The 23,972-nt window shown below is 30.1% G+C and carries 24 protein-coding genes; 5 read left to right on the top strand and 19 right to left on the bottom strand.

The window, feature by feature from the left end; all coding sequences use genetic code 11:
- Positions 1–29: 29 nt before the first annotated feature.
- The 9 genes from Q1B05_RS07570 to Q1B05_RS07610 form a co-directional block, all read right to left on the bottom strand.
- A complete protein-coding gene (locus Q1B05_RS07570) occupies positions 30–1,280 on the bottom strand; it encodes a TolC family protein (protein WP_299779234.1) in 1,251 nt (416 codons plus the stop codon).
- 1 nt (position 1,281) lies between these two features.
- The gene (locus tag Q1B05_RS07575) at positions 1,282–1,896 is read right to left on the bottom strand and encodes a TetR/AcrR family transcriptional regulator (protein ID WP_299779236.1); all 615 of its coding nucleotides are present in this window, start codon (positions 1,894–1,896) and stop codon (positions 1,282–1,284) included.
- A gap of 399 nt (positions 1,897–2,295) precedes the next feature.
- Positions 2,296–2,592 (bottom strand): hypothetical protein, encoded by a 297-nt coding sequence (locus Q1B05_RS07580; RefSeq protein WP_299779238.1) that lies wholly within the window; start codon positions 2,590–2,592, stop codon positions 2,296–2,298.
- Positions 2,593–2,609: 17 nt separating this feature from the next.
- On the bottom strand, positions 2,610–3,686 hold the full coding sequence (gene cydB, locus Q1B05_RS07585) for a cytochrome d ubiquinol oxidase subunit II (RefSeq protein ID WP_299779240.1): 1,077 nt from the start codon (positions 3,684–3,686) through the stop codon (positions 2,610–2,612).
- A 2-nt stretch (positions 3,687–3,688) separates the two neighbouring features.
- On the bottom strand, positions 3,689–5,020 hold the full coding sequence (locus Q1B05_RS07590; protein ID WP_299779242.1) for a cytochrome ubiquinol oxidase subunit I: 1,332 nt from the start codon (positions 5,018–5,020) through the stop codon (positions 3,689–3,691).
- A 202-nt stretch (positions 5,021–5,222) separates the two neighbouring features.
- On the bottom strand, positions 5,223–5,828 hold the full coding sequence (locus Q1B05_RS07595; RefSeq protein WP_299779244.1) for an SAM-dependent methyltransferase: 606 nt from the start codon (positions 5,826–5,828) through the stop codon (positions 5,223–5,225).
- Between the two features lie 6 nt (positions 5,829–5,834).
- Positions 5,835–6,287: a methyltransferase gene (locus Q1B05_RS07600; RefSeq protein WP_299779246.1), complete on the bottom strand. Its 453-nt coding sequence runs from the start codon at positions 6,285–6,287 to the stop codon at positions 5,835–5,837.
- A gap of 19 nt (positions 6,288–6,306) precedes the next feature.
- Entirely contained in the window at positions 6,307–7,650 is a 1,344-nt protein-coding gene (locus tag Q1B05_RS07605; protein ID WP_299779250.1) for an MBL fold metallo-hydrolase, read from the bottom strand.
- An 81-nt stretch (positions 7,651–7,731) separates the two neighbouring features.
- Entirely contained in the window at positions 7,732–8,403 is a 672-nt protein-coding gene (locus tag Q1B05_RS07610) for a peroxiredoxin (protein ID WP_299779252.1), read from the bottom strand.
- Between the two features lie 198 nt (positions 8,404–8,601).
- On the opposite strand from Q1B05_RS07610, the gene Q1B05_RS07615 reads away from it, so the two are divergent.
- The gene (locus Q1B05_RS07615) at positions 8,602–8,979 is read left to right on the top strand and encodes a hypothetical protein (RefSeq protein ID WP_299779254.1); all 378 of its coding nucleotides are present in this window, start codon (positions 8,602–8,604) and stop codon (positions 8,977–8,979) included.
- Between the two features lie 64 nt (positions 8,980–9,043).
- Complete coding sequence (locus tag Q1B05_RS07620; protein WP_299779256.1) at positions 9,044–11,134, top strand: TonB-dependent receptor; 2,091 nt, start codon at positions 9,044–9,046, stop codon at positions 11,132–11,134.
- Positions 11,135–11,199: 65 nt separating this feature from the next.
- Here the strand turns inward: Q1B05_RS07620 and Q1B05_RS07625 are convergent, their stop codons facing one another.
- The 8 genes from Q1B05_RS07625 to Q1B05_RS07660 all read right to left on the bottom strand — a co-directional run bounded on the left by Q1B05_RS07625 (position 11,200) and on the right by Q1B05_RS07660 (position 19,473).
- The gene (locus Q1B05_RS07625) at positions 11,200–12,183 is read right to left on the bottom strand and encodes a DUF3365 domain-containing protein (protein ID WP_299779258.1); all 984 of its coding nucleotides are present in this window, start codon (positions 12,181–12,183) and stop codon (positions 11,200–11,202) included.
- Positions 12,184–12,263: 80 nt separating this feature from the next.
- Positions 12,264–13,055 (bottom strand): DUF3050 domain-containing protein, encoded by a 792-nt coding sequence (locus Q1B05_RS07630; protein ID WP_299779260.1) that lies wholly within the window; start codon positions 13,053–13,055, stop codon positions 12,264–12,266.
- Between the two features lie 179 nt (positions 13,056–13,234).
- Positions 13,235–14,200 carry an MBL fold metallo-hydrolase gene (locus tag Q1B05_RS07635; protein ID WP_299779262.1) on the bottom strand — a complete coding sequence of 322 codons (966 nt, stop codon included), beginning with the start codon at positions 14,198–14,200 and terminating at the stop codon, positions 13,235–13,237.
- A 245-nt stretch (positions 14,201–14,445) separates the two neighbouring features.
- Positions 14,446–15,210 carry a hypothetical protein gene (locus Q1B05_RS07640; RefSeq protein WP_299779264.1) on the bottom strand — a complete coding sequence of 255 codons (765 nt, stop codon included), beginning with the start codon at positions 15,208–15,210 and terminating at the stop codon, positions 14,446–14,448.
- Between the two features lie 69 nt (positions 15,211–15,279).
- Entirely contained in the window at positions 15,280–15,906 is a 627-nt protein-coding gene (locus tag Q1B05_RS07645) for a hypothetical protein (protein ID WP_299779267.1), read from the bottom strand.
- Positions 15,907–16,017: 111 nt separating this feature from the next.
- Positions 16,018–16,908, bottom strand: coding sequence for a hypothetical protein (locus Q1B05_RS07650; protein WP_299779269.1), 891 nt, complete (start codon positions 16,906–16,908; stop codon positions 16,018–16,020).
- Entirely contained in the window at positions 16,908–18,359 is a 1,452-nt protein-coding gene (locus tag Q1B05_RS07655; RefSeq protein ID WP_299779271.1) for an MBOAT family O-acyltransferase, read from the bottom strand. The genes Q1B05_RS07650 and Q1B05_RS07655 overlap by 1 nt, the downstream gene beginning before the upstream one ends.
- Before the next feature lie 112 nt (positions 18,360–18,471).
- Positions 18,472–19,473: an alpha/beta hydrolase gene (locus Q1B05_RS07660; RefSeq protein WP_299779273.1), complete on the bottom strand. Its 1,002-nt coding sequence runs from the start codon at positions 19,471–19,473 to the stop codon at positions 18,472–18,474.
- 424 nt (positions 19,474–19,897) lie between these two features.
- Between Q1B05_RS07660 and Q1B05_RS07665 the strand changes: the two genes are divergently transcribed.
- From Q1B05_RS07665 to Q1B05_RS07675, 3 genes are all read left to right on the top strand, one after another.
- Positions 19,898–20,245 (top strand): metalloregulator ArsR/SmtB family transcription factor, encoded by a 348-nt coding sequence (locus Q1B05_RS07665; RefSeq protein ID WP_299779275.1) that lies wholly within the window; start codon positions 19,898–19,900, stop codon positions 20,243–20,245.
- A 110-nt stretch (positions 20,246–20,355) separates the two neighbouring features.
- Positions 20,356–21,399, top strand: coding sequence for a permease (locus Q1B05_RS07670; protein WP_299779277.1), 1,044 nt, complete (start codon positions 20,356–20,358; stop codon positions 21,397–21,399).
- Between the two features lie 136 nt (positions 21,400–21,535).
- A complete protein-coding gene (locus Q1B05_RS07675; protein ID WP_299779279.1) occupies positions 21,536–22,090 on the top strand; it encodes a DsrE family protein in 555 nt (184 codons plus the stop codon).
- 35 nt (positions 22,091–22,125) lie between these two features.
- Here the strand turns inward: Q1B05_RS07675 and Q1B05_RS07680 are convergent, their stop codons facing one another.
- Together Q1B05_RS07680 and Q1B05_RS07685 are read right to left on the bottom strand one after the other, a co-directional pair.
- Complete coding sequence (locus Q1B05_RS07680; RefSeq protein WP_299779281.1) at positions 22,126–23,088, bottom strand: alpha/beta fold hydrolase; 963 nt, start codon at positions 23,086–23,088, stop codon at positions 22,126–22,128.
- Between the two features lie 65 nt (positions 23,089–23,153).
- Positions 23,154–23,615, bottom strand: coding sequence for an SRPBCC family protein (locus tag Q1B05_RS07685; RefSeq protein WP_299779283.1), 462 nt, complete (start codon positions 23,613–23,615; stop codon positions 23,154–23,156).
- Positions 23,616–23,972 lie beyond the last annotated feature (357 nt).

The following is a 23,972-nucleotide window of genomic DNA, read 5'->3' on the forward strand; positions in this document are numbered from 1 at the left end:
TTTAATACTATTTAATTTTCGTTGATTTTTTATTGGCCTTTAATGATGTTGTAATTTGCTTTTGCAAGTTCTAACTGAATTTTATGTTTGACCAATGTGTTTTCATCTTCGTATAAATTTGTGAGTTCCGTAATGTAAGCTGAAGCCGTTATTACACCATTTCTAAGTTGTGAATCTGCTGCATTTAGCACTGTTTTTCTAAGCGTTATAATCTTTATATCTGATGAAATAAAATCTTCAATTTTCTCTATTTCTTGTTGTTGTTTATTTAATTCTATATTGGTATTTAATTTGAAAATTTCTGTTTCATTTTCAATAAAATCTTTGTTTATAGCTAATGATTCGCGTTGTTTTTTATTTGAGTTCCAATCGAAAACAGTCCAATTCAATTTCACACCAACAGTATAAAATGTTTGAAAAGAATTGTCTAACATGTTTAAACCAGGATTGCCGTAACCACCAGTTGCAAAACCAAGTAGTTTTGGAGCGTTATGTTTAGATAATACATTTTCTGAATTTTCAATTTCTTCTTTTTTAAGTTGAAATAATTCTAACTCGGGTCTGGTTAAATATGTTTGTAATTGTGTTTCTATTTGTGGATTTTTAAATTGTGTTTTTAGCGTTAAAGGCTGACTGATTAAACTTGATAATGTTTTTATAAGTGTCTCTTTATTACTGTTTACTTCTTTTAACTGCTGACTAATTTTTAATAGTTCTGCTTCTAAAACACTATCTGAAGATGGTAAGAGTACACCGTTACTAATGCCTGATTGAACTTCCTTAAGTTTGGCTTTTAATTGCTTTTGTTTAGCATTTAATAATAGTTCTGATTCTTGTTGCAATAAAATGGAGAAATAAAGCCGATTAACTTCTTGTTTTAGTTGGTATAAACTTACTTCAATTTGTTTCTGTTTGGTTTTAAGTTGAGCAGATTTTAGGTTTAAAGCGGCATCTGTAGCACCTCCATTATAGATTAATTGATTTACAGATACCGTGGCCCGATATTGATCTTGATTTAAAGGATCTACTCCAGACATTGCTGAAGGGAACTCAATAACATCGGACTGATAGGTGGCATATGCGTCTAAACTAACTTGTGGTAAATTTGAAGTAGAAATGACTTCGGTATCTAATTTGTTTTGATTGTATAGTAATTTTGTTTGTTTTGCTAATGGGTAGTTTTTAATTACCAATAGGTAACAGTCTTCTAAAGTAATGCTTTGTTGTGCATAACTTGGTAGCGTAATTAAGACGATTATAATGAGTATTAACTGTTTCATTTTAGGTGTGCTTTATAGCATTAATAATAAAGTTTGCTATTTCTATTTCACGATCTTCCATTAACTTATTATATGCTTTATCATCTGTATTTGTAAAAGCTTTTAGTAATGGTTTCGCAACAAAAGGAAATACATTTAAAGCCATAATATTGATAAATAATTGTTCTGCACTTATGGGGTTTATAATACCATTTTCAATTTCTTTCTGTAATTGTTTTTTGAACTTATCTAAATTTGGGAAACTTGGATTCTCTTTCATCTTTAATAAAAAATCAGGATTCCTATTGAGTTCTTGAATAATAAAATTCGGGATGTATGGATGCTTAACAATAAATGAAATATAGTTAGAGGTAAAGTTTCTTATTTTATTTTCAATAGTAGACTCATCATTTAATATGGCTTTTAATTGAGGAGCTAAAAGAGAAAAAGCATTGTTAAAAACGGCTTCAAATAACATTTGTTTACTTCTAAAATAGTAGTGTAACAAGGCTTTATTTATTCCTGCTTGATCTGCAATTTCTTGCATGCGTGCACCATCCATACCTTTAGACTGAAATACAAGTTTTGCTGCTTCTAATATGTGCTCTTCAGTGTTTTCGTCTTTTGATTTTTTCATGTTAACTATTTAGTTTAACTATTTGGTTAACAAATTTACAAAAAATAATCAAACAGATGTATGTTTGATTATTTATATATTTAAAGCTTTAAAATAAAACTCTTATTCTATGTTTTTGTAACATATATCACACTTCATTTTTATCTGAATGTTTACTTTTACATCATTAATTGAAAGTAAATTTAAAATGAGAGGAGATTCAAATACAATGATTTATATTATAGCAGGTGTTGTTATACTTCATTTTATAGTTGGATTTATTTGGTTGATTTTAAAATTAAGTAAGAAAAAAGAAGAGTAAATTCTTCTTAGGCTTGTAGTGTTTTTACCGGTAGTAAAACAATAACGAGACCTGTTCTATTCTTCATTTAATATTTCAACAAATACCCTTTATATATATTATGTATTCATCTTATTATAAATCAGTTTTATAACGACTAAACCTAAAGCACCTCCTAAAGCAGACATAATACAGTTTAGAATAAAAAGTGAACTGTGAAAATGGCCACTGTCCATAATAGACCAAGGATCAAATCCTAAGCGTCCAAAACCTTTTACTAAAAAGATACTTCCAAAAACACCCACTAAGGTATTTCCTGTAAACCCAAAGGAATATTTATGTTTAAAATATCCCATTAGATTTGCAGCTAAAATCCCTATAAAAATACTAATTAGTGAAATTAAAGTACCCGTCATATTATTATGATTTATAATTAATGTTCACCGTAACCTATATCGTCCATTTTTCCGTTAAAAACTTTATATTGAATAAACATATATACCGCAACTAATAGTGCAGCAACAGGAAACCAATACAATCCAACGGTTAAACCATATTCATGAGCGGCTACACTGTATAAAGTTAAGTCTGGATTTATACTGTTTGTAGACGGTAATACTTTTGGAAATATTGAAGCTACGGTAGAGGTTAATCCTCCTAATAGAAATAAAGATGAAAATAAAAATCCTAAGCCATGTTTTTTGAAGGTCTTCACCTTAAACAGACCAAATAATCCAGTTAAGGTTATTAGTGGAAAAATTATAAGCCAAGGTTTATCTATAAAATTATGAAACGGATTAGGCTCTATAATGTGCCAAATTAAAAGTGAAATAACCACGAGTACAACAAGTACGATATTTAGATTAAAAACGACTTTCTTTAATTTTTCATTTAAATCCGAATTGGTTTTAAAAATAACCCAGTTGGCACCGTGAATGGTTAAAGCCACAACGCTAATAATTCCTAACAATAATGTAAACCAGTCTATAATTCCGAGTTCTTCTGCTTGCGGACTAAAGGTTGGATTCCATAGTGGCAAGAAGAAATAATGAGCTTCGTGTGTTGAGACACCATCTACTACATTTCCTAAATTTACACCACGTACTACATTTCCTAAAGCAACCCCAAAAAAGAGTGCCAATAATAAGCTAGAAATTCCAAAGGCTTTATCCCAAATGGCTTCCCACATGTGATTGTGCACTTGTCCTCTTAATTCTAACCCTATAGCTCTAAAAATAAGTAACCATAAAATCATGATTAATGGTAAATAAAAACCACTAAAAGAAGAAGCATATAGCGTAGGGAATGCAAAAAATAAGACTCCACCAGAGGCAATTAGCCAAACCTCATTAGCATCCCAGAAGGGGCCAATTGCACTTGTTATTGTTTTTTTATCTTTTTCAGTTTTAGCAAAAAATAAATGAATAATCCCTGCACCAAAATCGTAACCATCTAAAATTACATAAACAGCTAACATTGTCATTAAAACGATATACCAAAATAATTCCATAATTAGTGTTTATTTAGTTGTGGTCCTTTATTAATAATTTTTCCTGCCAACATTAAGAAAAGCAAGCCAAGAAGTAGATATAAACCAATAAAACCAAGTAGAGTAAATAAGGTATTACCTGAAGACACTGTTGGAGATGCTCCTGCAGAAGTGCGTAATAAATTATACACTAACCAAGGTTGTCTACCTAATTCTGCGGTGTACCAGCCTGTAGTATTGGCGATATATGGAAAGGGTAACATAAATACTAGTGCCCATAAAATCCATTTAGTTGTATAGAGTTTTTTTCTGAAAAGTTGTACCACAGCTAAAAGCATCAATCCAATAAATATGGTACCTAAACCAACCATAATATGATAGGCATAATACAAGCCAGGAATATTTGTTGGGTATACAGAAGGATCAAATTCATTAAGTCCTTTTATTTCTGCGTTCCAATCTTGATAGGTTAAGAAACTTAAAATGTTAGGAACAGCAATTTTATTATCTAGTTTTTTCTCTAGCATATTAGGCTGACCAATAAGTACAATTTCTGAGCCGCCAGGTTCTGTTTCAAAAATTCCTTCCATAGCAGCGAAGGTTACAGGTTGATGCTTCACTACATTTTTAGCAGCTAAATCTCCTGTTGGAAAAGCTACTAAAAGGCTAGAAATTAATCCGAAAATCACACCTGTTTTCACAAACAGTTTTCCGAATTCGTGATGTTTATTATTCAATAAATAGAAGGCTCCAATCGCTGCAACTACAAAGGAAGATGTTACCATGGACGCAGCTTGATTATGCAAATAAGAAGGTAATAACCACGGATTAGAAAAGAGTGCTCCAAAGTTGTTTAAAACAAATTTTCCATTCTCTAAAACCTCATAACCTACAGGATATTGCATCCAGGAATGTGTAGCGATAATAAGATATCCACTAGCCCAAGAGCCTAAAAACACCAGGAATCCAGTTACAAAATGTAATTTATGCCCTAAGAGTTTTTCTCCAAATAAAAAGAGTCCTAAAAAGGACGATTCTAAAAAGAAAGAGAACATGCCTTCCATGGCTAATGTCTGACCAATAATACCACCTGTGAGTTCTGAAAATTTAGCCCAATTGGTACCAAATTGAAATTCCATTGGAATACCAGTAACTACACCCATAGCAAAATTAAGTGCAAAAATCTTCATCCAGAATTTAGCAGCATCGTTGTATTGATCAAGTTTTGTTCTTAAGAATTTCCATTTAAAATAGACTATCAATAAAGATAAACCCATGGTAAGTTGTGGAAATAGGTAGTGAAATGTGATAGTAAATGCGAATTGCATTCTATCATAAAAGAGCATGTCTTCCATATTCTGTGTTTTAGACTATAAAAATACAAAGCAACGCTCAATTAAATGGTAACTTTTATTACATAATCTAAAGTCTTTTAGATATCTGTTTATATATCAGAAAAATGAATAAAATGATATTGTTAATTTTTCGATTTAAACAACTAGAAATTTAACTCATAATCTTATAAAGTTATGTTTAGCTGTATAAAAAAAATATAAATTAATTTTTTATACCTATAAATCGAATCACTTGCGCGTCTCCAATATGAAGACTTCCTTCTGAAAGTTTGATAGTTTTTTCTTCTAATAATTTAAAATCCAATCCTGAAAATTCTTGTTTTATTTCTTCAATAGAAAAAAGCATATCTTCATTTTTAGGGCCACCAGATGTGTACTTTAATTGAGCTTTAGCAAAACTTTCAAAAATTAATGTTCCTCCTGTTTTTAAAAATTTAAGTATATGTTGGTTAGCCTGTTTACGAATGTTCGCAGGAAAATGAGTGTAACACATACCAATAGTATCAAATTGGTTGATATTTATGTATTCAAGTACGCCTGTAACTTTATAATCTATAGAAACTTTGTTTTGTTGAGATAGGAGCATAGCCTTTTCTTTACCAGCTTGACTAATATCGAAAGCAGAAACAGACCATTCTTTTTTTGCGGCATAAACAGCATTCCGACCTTCTCCTTCGGCAGGAAGAAGTATGCTTCCTGTTTTTAATTTATCTAATTCTGTCTTAAAAAAAATATTAGGTTGTGTACCGTATATAAATTCTTCTTGACCATAGCGGTCGTTCCAAAAGTGTAATGGAGTATTTTTCATAGTGTGTTATATAAACCGGCGGGTTTTTATTTTATAGATTGCATATTCAGGAAATTTTTCTGATAAAAGTTGCTCTTCGTAGTTTGATTTAAAATAGAAGAGAATTAGTAATAATAAGAATATTAAAAATTTAAATACAGATGCATTATAAATGGAATATCCTAAAGTCATTGCTAAAACACCAGTATAAATAGGATGTCTGCCAATACTAAATGCACCTGTAGTTAGTAATGTGCTTTGTAATGTTGGTGTGGGAAAAGGAGATATTTTCGTGTTTATTTGCAATAGCGCTATAACGCCTAAAATTAAACCAAAAGCGATTAAGGCTAACCCTGAATGTTTTATCCAAACATTAATATTTAGAGGTATTATTTTAAATGGAAATATATAAGCCACAAACAGCAACAGCTGAATGGCTACAAATACATAATCTTTTTTTGAAGGATGTCCTGTTTTCAATACGTTTAAATAATTGTTTTTATTGAAATTTAGTTACAGCATCACTCAAATCGTAAACGGCAACATTATGTGTTATTTTCGAAATAATACTACTTCCTGCTGCGCTTCTGTAACCGCCTGCGCAATGTACAACAATGGGTTTGTCTGTTGGAATTTCATCTTTAGCAGTTCTTAATTGGTTTAAGGGTATAGCAATTGCATTTTTAAAGATTTTACCCTCATCAACTTCACTTTTATTTCTAATATCTATTATGGTATAGTTCTCTAAATGATTTTCAAAATCATTTAAATTGAATGGTTCTGAGTGTTCAAAACGTGTTTCACTTAAAGTAAGTAAGCCTACTAATTGTTTTTCATAACCAATTTTAGCAATTCTATTTAAAATAGTTTCTCTTTCTTTACTAGAGTTTAGCACAACATAAAACGCTTCTTCTGGGTTTACGATTGAACCCAACCATGTTTCAAATTTATCATTGTCAGATTCAGCCATAATATTAAAACTATTGGCTAAATGGTTTTGTTTAAAATGGGCTTGATTTCTAATATCAATTATTAATGCATCATACGTTTTATTCGAATCGATTTTAAAATGAAAAGAAGGTTTTGCAATGCTCGATTCTAGGTTTTCGGCTCCATTCTTATTGAGGTCTACATTAAAACCAAAATAGCTCGGAATAAAAGGTTGATCTTTTAAAATATGGGCAACAAATTCGTCTTCTGTTACGTCTTTAAAGGCCCAATTTTCAAGTCTTTCTTTTCCTAATGTACTAGAAGAATCCTTACTCATATTTTTACCACATAAAGAACCTGCCCCATGTGCAGGGTACACGATTGTACTATCTGGTAAGTGTTTAAATTTATTTTTTATAGTAGCATACATGTTTTTAGCTAACTCTTCTCGTTTTGCTTTCATATTACCTGCTTTTTCTCTTAAATCGGGTCTTCCTACATCTCCAATAAATAGGGTGTCTCCAGAAAACATAACATAATTATTAGCCTTGTCTTCTGCAATAATGGTTATACTATCAGGTGAATGTCCAGGTGTGTTAATGCCTTTAAAAGTGATGCTTCCTAATTTTAAGACATCTCCATCATCAAATGTTTGATGCGGATAATTGGCTCCTAAAAGTTTACTAACATATATTTTTGCTCCTGTTTCTTTATGGATTTGTAAATGACTGCTCACAAAATCTGCATGCGGATGCGTCTCAAAAACAGCTGTAATTTTTGCATTGTGTTTTTCTGCTAATTCATAATATTGATTTACGTGTCTAGAAGGATCGACTAGAGCCATTTTATGGTCACTAATAATTGCATAAGAATAATGAGCTAATGGTTTATCTTCAAATTGTATGATATTCATTTTCTTTTTCTTTATTAATTAAAGTATAATTTAAAGAATTCGGTCTTATAAATATAATAAAACCGAATATTTAAGAGTATTTTAAATATTTTTCTTAGCTAAATACCAATCGACTTTTTCTAAAGAATCATCTTTAAGTCTGTCGTTTAATTCATCTAAAGTTTTAGGAGGACCAACAATAACTTTGTCTCCTTTTTTCCAATCTAAAGGCATCGCAACTTTATACTTGTCTGATGTTTGTAAGGCTTCTAAAGCTCTAAGAATTTCGTTCATATTACGTCCTACATTTAAAGGGTAATACATAACTAAACGTATTTTTTTATTTGGATCTATAAAAAATACGGCTCTTACTGCCGAGGTTTCACTTTCGTTGGGTTGAAGCATTCCGTAAAGCTTAGATACTTTCATATCTATATCTGCTATAATAGGAAAATTAAAATAAACACCTGTATTCTCTCTTACATTCTGTACCCAACCTAAATGAGAATGTACACTATCTATACTCAGTCCTAAAAGTTCGGTGTTCAAGGCTGTAAATTCATCTTTACGTGTAGCAAATCCACTCATTTCCGTAGTACAAACAGGTGTAAAATCTGCAGGATGCGAAAACATCACAATCCATTTATCTTTTGCAAAATCAGACATTTTAATTTTACCCTTAGTCGTTACAGCTTCAAAATCTGGAGCAGTATCTCCAATTCTTGGCATGCCATAACTTTTTTCTGTGGTTTCAATTACTTCTATTGTATCCATAATTAAAGTATTTAATTTATTTATTACAAAGGTAGGTAATCATAGTTTTTTACTATGTAATGAATGTTACTGTGAGGATTTTATTTTAGCATTAATTTTATATCATTTTAATATCTATAAGTAAGCATTACGTTTTATAGTAAGCTTAATGATTTATGTCAGTTTTAAAATTATTTAATTGCTTTAAATTTAGCATATATGAAAATAATTACATCTTTCATTACAACATTGTTGATGGTATTGATTCTATTTAATAGCACTAGAGTGTCGTTCACGTATGCTTATTATAATATGGATCGTGTTGGTTTTATTGATGCTTTTTGTATTAATAAAGACAAGCCAGAATTACAATGTAATGGAAAATGTCACTTAAAAAAAGTTGCAGAAACTCAAGATCCTAAAGAAAATACTCCTGAAAGTATTATAGATTTTAAGGTCTTGCTTTTATTTAGTAATCCTATTCAAAATTATACTTTAACACATCTAAATATTGTTAACAAACAAAATGCCATTGTATATAAAAACCTTTATACTTTTAAGCCTATAAGCGCTTGTTTTCATCCGCCTAGGGTATAATGTATTTCGCCAATTGGTAGTCTTTACTGCCTAAAAAATATTAGTTAAATACAATTCTTATAATATGAAAACATTATACAGTGTGCTCTTATGCTCACTAGTTACTGTTGTATCTTATGGTCAAGAACTAAAAGACACAATGCAGCTTAAAACTACAAAATTAAACGAAGTTATAGTCACTGGTAATTTAACAACAGATCCTGTACTTACGGTTGTAGCAAATACTTATGATGAAAAAATTGTGCAACCTAAAAATGTAGCCGATTTGTTTAACGACATTAATGGTTTCTCTGTGATTAAAAGAGGTAATTATGCTATAGATCCGTCTTTTAGAGCCTCTCAATACGAACAATTAAATATTCAATACGATGGTGGTACTAAAGCCATGCATGCTTGTCCAAATCGGATGGATCCTGTTACTACCCATATAATTCCTGAAGAAGTTTCTAAAATTGAAATTATAAAAGGGCCATATACAGTGCGCTATGGCGCTACTTTTGGAGGTATTGTTAATTTAGTTACACAAACACCCGATTACAAGAATTATGGTGTACACGGAAAAGTCTCTGCTGGTTATGAAAGTAACGGAAACGCATTAGTAAACCTTGCACAATTAGAATATATCCAAGAGAAATATGATGTTGTAGTTAATGCTGGATATAGAGATTTTGGAAATTATGAAGATGGTGATGGAACTGAAATACCATCATCGTTTAGAAGTACCGACTATGGCATTAAAATGGGATACAACATAAGCGAAAACCAACGTTTACAAGCACATTGGAGACAATCTTTTGGTCGTGATGTCTTACATGCAGCTTTACCAATGGACACGGATTACGATAATAGTAGTATCATGTCTTTAGATTATACTTTAGATAATATTGGGGCAATGGTGAAGTCTTTAACCGCTAAAGCTTATTATAGTTATGTAGATCATTTAATGACTAACGATAGAAGACCATCTTTTGCAACTACTGAAGCTTCCTCTGCGGTTGATGCGACAACAGTAGGAGGGAAGTTAGAATTAAATTGGAAACCAGCAGAAAAATTAAATATGTTTTCTGGGTTAGATGCCATGCATGTGGCTCGTGATGGAAGTAGAAATCGGTTCGTAAAAATTATGAATGGCACTACTTTGGAGACTCCAAAGGCTTTCGTCGATAAAATTTGGCAAGATTCCTATATTACAGACTTAGGTGTATTTACAGAAACAAAATATAATTTAAACCCGAATACTGTTTTTACTGTAGGACTACGTTATGACCATGTGATTTCTGATATACAAGATCCGGAAGATGATTTTGCAGCCATGTACGATTTAAAAAAACGAACTGAACATAATGTTAGCGGAACAATTTCTATGAAAAAACGTGTGTCTGACGGGTTTACTTTAGAAGCAGCTTATGGTCGAGGTGTACGCTCTGCAAATATGATAGAACGTTTTATAAATCACTTTTCTGTAGGGCAAGATGCATATGAATATATTGGAAATCCAGATTTAAAGGCTGAAGTAAATAATCAGTTTGAAATTGGTTTTAAAGGCCTTTTACCTCTAAAAAATGGGTTTAATAGTTTTAAATATGAAACCTCATTTTATTATGCTTTTTACGAAAACTATATTGTTGGTATTATAGATGATAGCTTAACACGTAAATTTAATCCAACTTCAGATCCGGTAAACCCTAAAGTGTTTCGAAATATAGATGAAGCCTATAAAACAGGTTTTGAAGTCATGGCACAAGTCGATTTTTTAGATTACTATTTTTTTAAAGCAGCAAGCTCTTATGTATATACTAGAAATAAAGATTTGGTAGAATCCTTGCCTTTAACACCTCCTTTAACTCATCGTTTTACGGTAGGTATGGAGCAGTCTAAATTTTGGGCAAATATTCAATATAATGTAATATCTAAACAAGATCATATTTCTGAAAGTTACGGAGAAAGTCCTTCAGATGCCTATGAAACTTTAGATTTTCGTTTAGGGTTAAAACCAATTAAAAATGTTACTTTAGGTCTAGCAGTTCTTAATGTTTTTGATAAAACTTATGTTAATCATTTAAACTTCTCGTATTCAAATCAAGCCGATTTTGATAGTACACAGATAACAGAACCTGGTAGAAATTTTTCAGCTTTTTTACAATATAAATTTTAAATTAAATCATAAAAAAGAGGATACGTAAAATTTTACGTCCCTCTTTTTTTATACTCTTTTGTTTATTATTTATCGAAAGTAATACTCCAAATACCTCTAACTTCATTACTAGTATAACCTATAGCTTTATCTTTTGGATATAAGCGTAATACCTTGTTTAACGTTTTTGCATCCATAGTTTCATTTGGTACACCATGACATTGTAAACACATAGCGTTAGTTGTTATGGGATAGTAAACATGAATTTTATTATCGATGTTTTTAACAATGGGTTTTGGTTGCTCATTATTTTTTATAATCGATTTATACGTTTCTATATATTTAAGCTCCTCAGTATTGGCTTTATTATTTTGATTTCTTGGCTTATCAGACACGCGTTTTATTATGGCATCATGGGTTACAGACATACTATCTGTTAATCGGTAAGCTTGTTCATTACAGAATGCTAAAGCTTCTAAAACGCCATCTTTCTGAATACTTTCTGTTAAATTTTTACCTAAAACAGCTTGTGTAGATAATGCATATTTTAAACCACGTTCTCCATAAGGTACGGTTGTCTGACTTTGTTTTTGTTGCATGTTCATACCATATCCTTTTCCTCTGTTCTGACCGTTTTGTTTATAATGACTTTCAAACCATTCGGGTTGGTCTATTTCAAAATCATATATATAGTCTGCAATTTGAGTTATGGTTTCATCGGGATATGCTAAACCAGGCATTATACCGTAACGTTGTACAGCCCCATACATTATAGCATTATCTTGATTCGGATTTTTTATCCAATTTAACATTGCGGCTTTAAATGCTTCTTTAGTAGAATTATTCATTAAGTAACGCTTTTTAATTGCAATCATTGGAGGTGCGTTTCTATTATTTTCATCTGCAGTTGGACTATGGCAGATGTAACAATTCGTTTCCATTAATTTTTTACCAGGATGGTCTGTTTCTTCAATGTTTTGGCTCACTAAGTCTGTAGTGTTTTTCTTGTTAGAGAAGTTGCAACTCACTAAAAACGTAGTTAATACAAGTAATACTAGACTGTTTTTCATCTAAAAATAAATTTATATGAATATACAATCATTAGTGCACAATTTTGGTAACTTATGTTACAGTACTAGTTTATAATATGCTAAAAATGTTTTTTCAGAATTATATCTGAAATGGCATCCCAAAGCGCAATTCTTTTTTCTAAGGCATGTTTAGCAATTGTTAGTGCTTCGTTCCATTTTTGGTCATCATTTTCACAAAGTTCCGAAACCATTTTTAAAGATAATGGTCCATGTTCATCACCATCTAATTCTATGTGACGTTGTAAATAATACGTTAGTTTGTTATACGATTTGTTTTCAGAATCTGATTGTTTCAGAATTTCGATAAACATATCTGGAATAACATCTTCGCGTCCAAATGTAAATGCTGAAGCTACTAGATGTGGTTTATTAGTTGCGATTACAGAAAATGAAAATGTAACAAAATCTGCTACTCTTTTATCAATTTGTATCAGATTTAAAGCAGCATCAACAGAATTACCTAATTGGATATGCTTAATAAAATGGTGTATTTCGGTTGTATTTGCTTGTGTTTGAAGCATGGCTTCTAGATACATTTCGAAATGACTTTTGGGTTCACCTAATTCATTAATATCACTTTCTTCTCCAAGAACAATTTCATTTATAAATCTAGATAAAGACGCGTTCTTTGAAGGAACCCAAGGTGTGGTAATTGTTGTAAGTTGTATTTGTAATTGCTTTAAAAGAGACATAAAATCCCAAACAGCAAACACATGGTTTTCCATGAAAACTTTAATGTCGTCTATTGTTTTTAAACACGTATAAAGCTTGTGGTTTTTTAATTGATTTCTTAAGTCAGAAATTTCATTCTCGATATGAGATATTTTATCGGAACTGTTTGTTTTAATCATGCAAATTAGGGAGTTGATATTATTAATTTGCGTGTAAAAATACATTAACAGATTGAATTAACACAAGGCTAATTTTATTTTAAGAGTATCTGTTTTTAAATACTATTTAAAGGATACAATATGTTTTAAATCAGATTGTTTATATAGTCTGAAACAGAGTAGAATAGAGCGTTTGTATTTTATAATTTATAAACATCATGCATTCTTGCTATTTTAAATCCTTTAGATATTACGGTTTTAGTTGCAATACTTTCTGGGTTTAAAACAGGGTTTGTATGATTGAAATGAATAAAGATTATTTTGTTTTTTTCTTTTTCATCTAAATCTTTAAAGCGTTCAATACTCTCGATGATAAAAGGGTGCGGAATTTGAGAAATATCTCTATTATTCATTTCTAAACCACTATAAAAAGTGGCATCTACAAAGGCGTAATCTACTTGTTTTATTTCTTCAATGACATCTTTATCCCATTTTCTCCATTTATCTATATCTGGAATAAAAAGTGCTGTTTTATTAGGCCCTTTTATTTTATATCCCACTGTTTCAGAATATTCATCTCTATGCGGAACTAAAAAAGGAGTAACTTCTATTGATTCTGATAATTTAACAGGAGTTTCAGGTGCCATTTCATTTAAAATTACATTTTCTCTAGACACAAGCTGACTCCAAGGACCGTTGTTAGTTAGATACTCTTTCATTCTTGGTAAAACATATACAGGAAGGCGTTTCGAATCTATTGCTTCTTTTCCTAAATACATTAAACCTGTGTAATGTCCCATGTGAGCATGCGTTAAAAAGATACCGTCTGCTATTTCTTTTGCACTGTTTGGTTCATATTTAGTAAGCGACTTCATTTGTGTTACAATATCTGGTGTCGCATCAAATAAATATGTTTTATCGTTTTGAGAGTCAATTAATCCTAAAGAAGATACTTGTCTGTTAATGTCTGGATTTTCAAAAAGCCCTTTACAACATGCTTTGGTACATCCCATTTGTGGAGATCCTGCATCCTGAACATTCCCTAAAATTATGATGGAAGTGCTATTTATAATCGAATCTGTTTTTATTTCAGTTTCAGTATCTGAAGATTTTTTTTCGGAACAAGAAAATATAAATAATAAGCATAAGATGTAATATGTTTTCATCCTGTTTGTATAGGTTTGGTAATTTATTATGGGAGATAAAGATACTGTAAGTCGTAAAAATAATATTTTTTTATAAAACGTTGAAAATCTTTATGTATTAATCTAATATATAAGATTTATTTCTTGTAAAACATCAATTTAAAAAGTTTACAAAAGTGTGAATATTATGATATTTTTTAATACAAACTTCAGTTAAATAAAGAGACTAAAACAAAATATTCACATGTTTTCTTGATTTTAAAATATTATTTTGTAATTACATATTGTGCTGTATCTACTCCTGTATTTCCTGTTGTACTGTCGTATGCGTATATTAAAACATCATAACTTCCTGGTTTGTCAAGAGTTAAATTAGCTTCAAATATATTAGTAACAACAAAATTTAATGGGACTTCTTTTAATAACGTATTATTCAATTTAATTAATGCTTTTACTTCAATGTGCTCAGAATTCCACATGCCATTTTTGTTTATTGGGCATCCACACATCATCACCACTTTTGCTTTTAGTTTAATAGGTTCTTTTTTTATGGTTGCTAAAGACAAAGTTAGACTAGGTGTTGGTTCTAAAATATCAAGAAGAAATCCTGGAATTTCAACAATAACACCTTCTCCAATAATATCTTTACCCGGAATTAACCACATATCTGTGCTGGCACTTACTCTTTCCTTTTCATTGTTTATAGTTGAGTACACTTCAATTGTTATAAAAGTAGGCTCATTAATATCTATACTAGCCATGAATTTGGCTGTTTTATCATCTGTAATACTCATACCTCTTTCTAAAGGTGTTTTCATGATTAGGCTAGTATCTCCAGTTAATCCTTCGGTTTTACCTTGCGCTAAAATTTCGTTAGTCATTTTATTTTTAATAATCACTTCAGCACCACCTAATGATGATCCTATAAATTTTGCGTCTTTAGCTTTTGCTCGTACAATTATTTTGGTATCGGTTGCGAATGATGATACATTTAAAAGTAGAATTAAGATGAATGATAATGCGTATTTCATGAGTGTTTTATTTTTTGTAATGTGTTAGCGAATCTAATTGATATAACCGAATAGATAAATTGTAATATTCTAGATATGTTCTTTTTTACGTTGTTTTTTAGGTCTTAATATACCAAGCATTTGGCCTAACCCGATGCCAAAGTAGGATCTATCTTTATTAATTATTACCATAGGAGAAACTGTTAATCCGTAGAATCGTGATACGGGAAATTCTATTTTTGGGTTTATCACAAGACTCACTGTATTGTGTTTTCTATAATTCCAGGTATAATTTTCTGATAGAAAAGCGTCATTAGTTCGTTGCCAATTTTCAGGTTCTGTAATTATAGTATACCCAAGCCCCGCAGATAAGTTTAGTCTTATTGTGCCACTAGTATTTAGTTTGTAAATTTTACCAACCCCGATTTGAATATTTTCAATTTGGTCATATGGATTTTCAAACCCAAACGAAAATATTCCATTTAATCCAGAACTATAATCATCTGGTTGCGATTTAGGTGTTCTAATATTTCCTGAATATCCTAGTTTAAATGAATAGGTTTCTTTATAAACATAATTCAAATTTAAATCTGTACCAATATAATTTCCTAGATTAATTTCACCTGTAAAATAGATGGCATGATGTTCTGAAAATTGGGCTCTAGCATAAAAAAAGCACATACAGCTTAATAGTGTAATAAATATGTGTTTTTTCATATAGTGGTTGTATAAGCTTAAAAATTAGAGACGGTATAAATCGCTTATAAATATATAAAAACCATTGTATTGAAAATGTTATTATATCCCGAAATATTTTAAATTATTACGTTAATGTACAATGTTATGTTTAATATAATGTTCTATAACCCATGCACAATTCTTGCGTCCATTTAAATTCCAATGCGAATCAAATCCATAGGTATGTGGTTTGTTTTGATGAATTATTTCTAAACAGGGTAATTTAATTGATGTTGCAATAATATCAGGACTTAGTTTATCTTTTTCATAAATGAATACACAACTTTTATCAAATTCTTGTAAAGCAGTACTGTTTACATACTGTGTAATATTTGTGTTTTGATTATTTTTAGAGCAACGGTAGCATGAAAAAATTTCTTTTAATTTTATATGAAGTCCATGATTAATATTGATATATCTAATACTTGACAAATGATTATATATTTTACGTATTATAGAATTTTTAGGTATTTTGTTCCCTTTTTCCATAAAAAAAGCATCATATGCATCAAGATCTCGATCTGAAATTAATATAAAGGTATAATCATACCTGTTTTTTATCCATTGCTTAAATATTAAGCTAAAATCTACAATATTACCTCCAGATTTACCGTATTCATGAACTTCGATTTCATCTCGAGTGTCTGCTTCAATAAGTCTACCAATTGAGTTTTCAACATCGGTATGAAAGCCTTCAATAAAAGAATCTCCAATTATAGCAATGTTTATTTTATTAGAATCTAGAACAGTATAATCTTTTAAACTATTAAATCCTTGATTGTTTATTTTATAATGACTCGCAATTTCACGCATACCACCTTTAACCCAAACACCTTCAGTATTAGGTTTTAAAAGCATATTGTTATTTAAATTTGCTTCAGGAACGGTTTGTTCACTTAGGTCAAAAACACGTGTTGTAACTTCTAAAAGGATTATATATAACGAGAATGCTAATATGATGTAAATTATAAATTTTTTCATTAAAATTGAAAATATATAAAAGACAAGTTGGAGCAAATTTGGGCACTAAAAGTAATTATTAAAAATAATACAGCATCAATAAATATCCCTTTAGTTCTGTTTTTAGAGTATAGAGATATTGTTTTTGTAGCTAATAAATATTCAACTAAAATAAAAACAGATAAAAATAAATATTCAATTCCTAAAGGTTGATTGTCATATGGATTCAAATAATTAATACTCTCAAAGTTAAACAGTAATATCTTTTGTATAAATAGAATAGCAGTATCTATCGAATCTGCTCTAAAAAAAATCCAACAAAAAGACACTAAACAAAAAGTACATAGTATTCTAATTGAGTCTGATAATGAAGGAAGTTTAAATGCATTTAAAGAAATATGGTCTTTAATTCTGTTCTTTTTTGTTGTTAATATAGCGGGTATAAATAGAAGCGCGTGTAGGCCACCCCAAGCTATAAAAGTCCAATTTGCACCATGCCAAAACCCCGAAACAAGAAAAACGATACAGACATTTATAATGGTTTTTAATTTAGAAACTCTAGAACCTCCAATAGGTATATATAAGTAATCTCTAAACCAGGTTGTTAAAGATATATGCCATTTTCTCCAAAATTCGCCTATACTTCTTGAAAAGTAAGGATATTTAAAATTGGTCATTAATTCAAAACCAAATAATTTAGCAACACCTCTGGCTATCATAGAATATCCGCTAAAGTCACAATAAATTTGGAACGAAAAAAAGAATGTACCTAAGAGTAATATAGATGACGGATATTGAGAAAAATTAGTAAATATATCGTTTACAGTTGGCGCTAAAGAATCTGCAATAACTACTTTTTTAATAAGTCCCCAAAGTATGAGTCTTATACCTTTAATAGCGTTTTCATTATTAAATATTCTTTTTTTTGTGAATTGTGGCAAAAGGTTACTTGCTCTTTCTATTGGCCCTGCTACAAGCTGCGGAAAGAAGCTTACAAATGCTGAAAAAACAATTAGGTCTTTTGTAGGTTTTAGTTTTTTATGATATACATCTATTGTGTAACTTAATGTCTGAAACGTGTAAAAACTGATGCCAATTGGTAATATTATATTTAAATTATTTGTTTTAATATGCATTCCAAAATAAGAAAAAGCAGTAATAAAATTGTCTAGAAAGAAATTATAATATTTAAAGAATCCCAAACATCCAAGATTTACCAGAATACTTACCCATAATAATATTTTACGTTTAAGTTGCTTTTTTTCGTTTTCAAGTTTTAGTCCTATAGTATAGTCTACTAACGTACTAAAAATAATTAATGATAAAAATCTCCAATCCCACCACGCATAAAAAAAATAACTTATCACAACTATTAAAATATTTTGTAGTTTTAAGTTTTTGTGGAACACAAACCAATACATTAGGAAAACGATTGGCAAAAAAATAGCAAAGTCAATTGAGTTAAATAGCATTCTCTTTTATAAGCGGTATGTTGATTTTTCCGTTAGTCTAATTTGTTTAAGACACAAATTTTTAAAGTTTTGAAGATATATTCTCTACACTTGGTTAGGTATTTGTATGTTTTTATTCTTTCATAAACTTAATTAAAGGGGTAATAAAACTATTGAATTTCTCGATATGGGGAAGATGACCTACATTTTCTATTTCTACCAATTGAGCATTTGGAATTGTTTTTTGTGTCTTTTTACCCAATTCGTTATATAATCCCATTGTTTTTCTTACCTCATTAGAAACTAATGGTTTTCCAAGTGCAGTTCTATCTCGTGTTCCAATAATTAAAAGGGTAGGAGCTGTAACGTTTTTAAACTCGTAAACTACGGGCTGGGTAAAAATCATATCCGAGGTTAATGCAGAATTCCAAGCAATTTTTTTATAATCAGAATTTAATGTCCAACCAGCTAATAAATTTACCCATTGGTCGTATTCTGGTTTCCAATTATTATCGTAATAGCTTACTAATTGATATTTTTTAATACTTTCATAATTACTTTTAAGTGCATTTTCGTACCACCATTCTACAGATTTATAAGGTACCTTAAGTTTCCAATCTTCTAAGCCAATCGGATTTTCTAAAATTAGTTTGTCTGTAGTTTCTGGATACATTAATGTAAAGCGAGTTGCAATCATACCACCCATAGAATGTCCTAAAATGGCTGTTTTACTAATTTTTAAGGTATCTAGAAGCGTCTTGGTATTTTGCGCAAGTTGCTGAAACGTATATTGAAAATGTTCTGGTTTTGATGATTTTCCAAATCCAATCTGATCAGGGACAATAACACGGAATCCTTCTTTAGTTAAGGCTTCAATTGTTGTTTTCCAATAGGCACCATTAAAGTTTTTTCCATGAAATAATACAATGTTTTTTCCATTGTAATTTTCAGGTTTAACATCCATATAAGCCATTTTTAAATCTTGCTCTTGAATTTTTAATTCTAATATAGAGACAGGATAAGGATATTCATAATTCGCTAATTCTAGGTCTAACCAGTTTAAGTTATTTGTTTGTGCTACAGTGTTTTGTAGCGTAAATACTACCAGAAGTAGCATTAATACATGTCTTGTCATTATTTTAAATTTTATCGTGGCTATTGATATTTATATATCAATCTGTGGTTATTAAATACGTGATTTTACTAACGTTATATGAGCGTTTAGCTATGGGAAGAACTCATTTAATGTATATAAAAGTATAAAAATTTTACATACGCGATACGTTTGTAACTCTTAAAGTATATATAATTATATAAAATAGTATTGTAGGTATAGATTTTTAAGTATTAAAAAGTCTATCTTTTTATAAAGATATAGATGCAGTAAATTATAAAAATTACATATTTAATTAAATGCAATAGTGAGTATATATTTTTTATAAAAAAGTTTGCGAGTTTAATTGAAAAAATTACTTTTACATTTCGTATGCACTATAATGCATATATTGTGTTTTTAAAACATATTTTTTTGACTTTTATAAAATAATATCTTAGTACAAATGAAACCTAATTTACAACATAGCATTACCATTTTTAAAGCGTTATCTGAAATTACACGTCTTAAAATTATATGGTTATTAATTAATATGGATTCTAAAATTTGTGTTTCTGAAATCATAGAAGTCTTAAACGAACCTCAGTATAATGTGTCACGCCACCTTAGAATACTTAGTAAAGCTGGTATTTTAGATGAAGTTAAAGAGGGGAAGTGGGTGTATTATTTTATTAAAACTACAGATAGTGAATTCATGCAACATATTAAAGAGGCAGTTAGCACAATTTCTGAAAAAGAGATGACTATTGAAATTCAACGTTGTAAACAAAGACTTTTAGAGCGAAAAAACTAATATTAAGACCAATTGCATTATTAGTATGTATTGGTTTTTTTTACATTATAACATATGTATTTTTAAGCATATGTTAATATTTGAATTAATAATTATAACTTCTATTTAAAATGACAGAAAATTTAAAAATTGCACTTGACGAGTTCATTCATGTAAGTGTAGCCTTGTTCTTTATTATTGCATTTGTATCTGTACTTACCGGATTTATACGCGCGTATATTCCGCAAGAAAAATTGCAGAAACGTTTAAGTAAAACAGGGAAGTTTAGTGGGGTAATGGGGGCCGTACTTGGAATACCAACACCTTTTTGTAGTGCATCAATGGTTCCGGTTTCTATGGGAATGCTAGAAATGGGAGCTCCATTGTCTATGGTATTTTCATTTTTATTATCAGCCCCTTTAGCGAATTTTGTAGTTGTTGCTTTTGTGTTTGCTGTATTCGGATTTAAAGTCGCAGCAGTGTATTTCTTAATTGTATTTATCGGGGCCATCATTTTTGGGACAATAGTGGGGAATACCTCTTTGGTAAATCATGTGAAAATTATGGGTGTTAAGCCTAAAGAAACGTCATGTAGTAGTAAAGAACCAAAAACACAAAATTGTTCAGGTATAAATGAGATGGTAAGCATAGAAAATGTTTCAGCATGTACGGCAGTAAATCAAACTCAAACAGCTTGTTCGCCTCAACCTCAAGTTTCTAGTTGTGGCTCTTCATCTTCAGAAAATAAATTTTTAAATATTAAAAATGATAAAGTTAGAGGTGCACTCGAATTTGCTTGGTCACTCTTTAAACGCATTATGCCTTATGTTCTTATTGGAGCTCTTATAAGTGCTGCATCTGTAGTGTTTGTACCAGACGCTTTTGTTGAAAAATATTTAGGAAACGATAATCCGTTAGCAATAGTATTAGCAGCCGTTGTTGGTGTGCCTTTATATCTTAGAATAGAAATGGCTATTCCTCTATTAAGTGTATTAATAGGAAAAGGTATGAGTATGGGGGCTGCAATGGCCTTACTAATTGGTGGTACAGGGGCAAGTTTGCCAGAAATTGCAATTGTGTCTTCTATGCTTAAACCAAAAGCTGTTGCTGCGTTTGTTGGATCTATAATTTCTATAGCTATAATTGGCGGTTTTATATTCTATTATTTATTTTAAATTAGGTGTTTTAGCAATTTATAGAGAATCATAATAAACAGAAAGGTTTTATGCTTAAATAAATGCTATTTTAGCATAAAACCTTAAGAAATTATAACCTATATATAGGTATTTGATTTCTTTATATAAACTAAAAATGAAAAATACATTTCAAAACTTTTTTGCTCTAACATTATTTCTTAGTGTAATAAATTTCTCTTTTGGACAAGTAAATAAGCCTACAACCGGACCTGTTTTCGATACTGTTGGGGCTATATATTCTATAGATGATTTAGATTTTACACCAAATCCTTCACAAGAGTTAAAAGCTATTTTTGATATTGCTAATAAACAAGCCGATGCTGGTAAAGTGAATTCTATTATTTCTAGTATGCACCGCTACTATAATATGCATGTAAGATATGGTATACCAAAAGAACAAATTCATCTCGCTCTTGTTTTACATGGTGGAGCTGTAAAAGATGCTTTAAATTCAACCGTTTACAAAGAAAAATTTAATGTAGATAATCCGAATGTCAGCTTAATTAAATCCCTTTCAGAGATGGGAGTAGATGTTTTTCTTTGTGGACAATCTATGACTGCTAAAGGTTATAATAAATCTGATTTATTACCAGAGGTAAAGGTGGGATTATCGGCTATGAGTGTGCTAACGGTATATCAAATGGATAATTATGCCCTAATTAAATTTTAGCTTTTTTAAGTTTAGTTTAAACGATACGTAATAATTTATAGATTTAGTTCATTAAAAAATTCATAAGCTCGTATTTCAGCAAAAGAGTTTTTAGAGTGTTTTAAAGGAAAAGCACAATGGCCTCCGTATTGTGGCGTTTCTAAATACACATATTTACTGTTTTTAGCACGAGATACCGGATAACAACGTTCTCCTAAAAATGGATCGTCCCAAGCGTTTATAATAAGTACAGGAGTTGTAATATGTTTTAATGTAAATTCTGGAGACACTCGTTTATAGTAATCTTCTTTATCTTTAAAACCATGTATAGGAGCTGTAAAATAATCGTCAATTTCATCAAAACTGTGGAGCGAATTAATCTTGTCTATATTGGCTAATTCTGGAAATTGAACAACTTTTTGTTTCAGTTTATTTACTATTTGTTTCTTAAAATTATTTAAATATACTTTGTTAAACCCTACTTTTAAAGCTTCCGAACACGTTTTAATATGTGTTGGTGCAGATACTGCAACACCGGCTTTTATTCGAGGATTTGGTTTTAACATCCCTAAATAATTTAAAACTTGCGCGCCCCCCATAGAATATCCAATAAGGTAGATGGATTCTATTCCTTTTTTTAATACAAATTGAACAACAGCATCTAAATCGTCTACAGAAGCATGATGATACATTTTAGGTAAACGATTCATGCGTCCGCCACAGGTTCTGTTATTCCAAGCAAATACAGAAAAATCACGTTCTGCAAAATAATTAGCACAACTGTTATTATATGTTCTTCTAGAATCACCTTCTAAACCATGACATAAAATTATAGCATTTTTAGTGCCTTTTATCACGTAATCTACATTTAGAAAATCTCCATCGCTTAATTCTACAGTTTCAGTCTTATAACTAGGCGGATTAACATGCTTAATCTTAGCAGCATATATCGTTGAAAAATGAGGGTTTTTATTTATAAAAGAAGGTGCCTCGTATTTAGAATGTGCTATTAATGGCATTTATATAATTATTTAAAAGTATAAATTTAAGAAGTAAATAAAGGTATTGAAAAAAAATAGTGTGCCTATCTTCCAAATATATCGTTAAGTACGGTATTGCGATATTCAAAAATTTCTTTTAGTTTATTTTCAATCATAATGCTATTGGCAATATTTCCTAAAAACCCGAAAGGAGGCTGATAAGTTACAATGTCTTTCATTAAAGTGCCTTCAGAAGTGGTTTCTAAAAAATGCTGATGATGCCATATTTTATAAGGTCCTACACGTTGCTCGTCTACAAAATAGTGTTTGTCCTTAACGTGTGTAATTTCGGTAACCCAAGTTGTTTTTATGCCTAAAACAGGAGAGACCCTATAGTTAATAATCATGCCTTCGTACATGGCATTTGGTAAGTCTTCAGAAACTATATCAAACCCCATATAATCTGGAGTAATGGTTTTTAAGTTCTTCGGATTTGAAATAAATTCCCATAACGTTTCTATTGGCTGATTGAATAACTGTTGGCGCTTAAATTGAAATACTCCCATGATTATGAATTCGTTTTAATAACTGGCTTGATTAAAAAAAACTTTTTAAAAGGAAAATTAATACATTTTTAAGTATAATTCTTCAGGTTTAACTCTAATTTTAGAAAGCCATAAGTTTTATATAGAATAACTAAATAATATTCTTAAAAATTTATTCCTGCTTTATAAATGAATGTTATATTTTAGTAAAACACACAAAACATATTTTTAAGAATGAAATATAGCAGTGAAGATCCAGGATAATTATACATTTCATGTCATTTCTATTAAATATAAAGACAAAGAAGGTCTATATAATGTAAAGACCTTTAAGGTTTATAATGATGAAGATTTTATAAATATATTATACCATCTTCA

This window comes from uncultured Formosa sp., from assembly GCF_947500765.1.
Classification (GTDB): Bacteria; Bacteroidota; Bacteroidia; order Flavobacteriales; family Flavobacteriaceae; genus Formosa.

What these genes read in the sequence shown, in the direction of transcription:
- Q1B05_RS07570 (WP_299779234.1), bottom strand. Translation starts at nt 1,280, where the DNA reads ATGAAACAGTTAATACTCATTATAATCGTCTTAATTACGCTACCAAGT.
- Q1B05_RS07575 (WP_299779236.1), bottom strand. Translation starts at nt 1,896, where the DNA reads ATGAAAAAATCAAAAGACGAAAACACTGAAGAGCACATATTAGAAGCA.
- Q1B05_RS07580 (WP_299779238.1), bottom strand. Translation starts at nt 2,592, where the DNA reads ATGACGGGTACTTTAATTTCACTAATTAGTATTTTTATAGGGATTTTA.
- cydB (WP_299779240.1), bottom strand. Translation starts at nt 3,686, where the DNA reads ATGGAATTATTTTGGTATATCGTTTTAATGACAATGTTAGCTGTTTAT.
- Q1B05_RS07590 (WP_299779242.1), bottom strand. Translation starts at nt 5,020, where the DNA reads ATGGAAGACATGCTCTTTTATGATAGAATGCAATTCGCATTTACTATC.
- Q1B05_RS07595 (WP_299779244.1), bottom strand. Translation starts at nt 5,828, where the DNA reads ATGAAAAATACTCCATTACACTTTTGGAACGACCGCTATGGTCAAGAA.
- Q1B05_RS07605 (WP_299779250.1), bottom strand. Translation starts at nt 7,650, where the DNA reads ATGAATATCATACAATTTGAAGATAAACCATTAGCTCATTATTCTTAT.
- Q1B05_RS07610 (WP_299779252.1), bottom strand. Translation starts at nt 8,403, where the DNA reads ATGGATACAATAGAAGTAATTGAAACCACAGAAAAAAGTTATGGCATG.
- Q1B05_RS07615 (WP_299779254.1), top strand. Translation starts at nt 8,602, where the DNA reads ATGAAAATAATTACATCTTTCATTACAACATTGTTGATGGTATTGATT.
- Q1B05_RS07620 (WP_299779256.1), top strand. Translation starts at nt 9,044, where the DNA reads ATGAAAACATTATACAGTGTGCTCTTATGCTCACTAGTTACTGTTGTA.
- Q1B05_RS07625 (WP_299779258.1), bottom strand. Translation starts at nt 12,183, where the DNA reads ATGAAAAACAGTCTAGTATTACTTGTATTAACTACGTTTTTAGTGAGT.
- Q1B05_RS07630 (WP_299779260.1), bottom strand. Translation starts at nt 13,055, where the DNA reads ATGATTAAAACAAACAGTTCCGATAAAATATCTCATATCGAGAATGAA.
- Q1B05_RS07635 (WP_299779262.1), bottom strand. Translation starts at nt 14,200, where the DNA reads ATGAAAACATATTACATCTTATGCTTATTATTTATATTTTCTTGTTCC.
- Q1B05_RS07640 (WP_299779264.1), bottom strand. Translation starts at nt 15,210, where the DNA reads ATGAAATACGCATTATCATTCATCTTAATTCTACTTTTAAATGTATCA.
- Q1B05_RS07645 (WP_299779267.1), bottom strand. Translation starts at nt 15,906, where the DNA reads ATGAAAAAACACATATTTATTACACTATTAAGCTGTATGTGCTTTTTT.
- Q1B05_RS07650 (WP_299779269.1), bottom strand. Translation starts at nt 16,908, where the DNA reads ATGAAAAAATTTATAATTTACATCATATTAGCATTCTCGTTATATATA.
- Q1B05_RS07655 (WP_299779271.1), bottom strand. Translation starts at nt 18,359, where the DNA reads ATGCTATTTAACTCAATTGACTTTGCTATTTTTTTGCCAATCGTTTTC.
- Q1B05_RS07660 (WP_299779273.1), bottom strand. Translation starts at nt 19,473, where the DNA reads ATGACAAGACATGTATTAATGCTACTTCTGGTAGTATTTACGCTACAA.
- Q1B05_RS07665 (WP_299779275.1), top strand. Translation starts at nt 19,898, where the DNA reads ATGAAACCTAATTTACAACATAGCATTACCATTTTTAAAGCGTTATCT.
- Q1B05_RS07670 (WP_299779277.1), top strand. Translation starts at nt 20,356, where the DNA reads ATGACAGAAAATTTAAAAATTGCACTTGACGAGTTCATTCATGTAAGT.
- Q1B05_RS07675 (WP_299779279.1), top strand. Translation starts at nt 21,536, where the DNA reads ATGAAAAATACATTTCAAAACTTTTTTGCTCTAACATTATTTCTTAGT.
- Q1B05_RS07680 (WP_299779281.1), bottom strand. Translation starts at nt 23,088, where the DNA reads ATGCCATTAATAGCACATTCTAAATACGAGGCACCTTCTTTTATAAAT.
- Q1B05_RS07685 (WP_299779283.1), bottom strand. Translation starts at nt 23,615, where the DNA reads ATGGGAGTATTTCAATTTAAGCGCCAACAGTTATTCAATCAGCCAATA.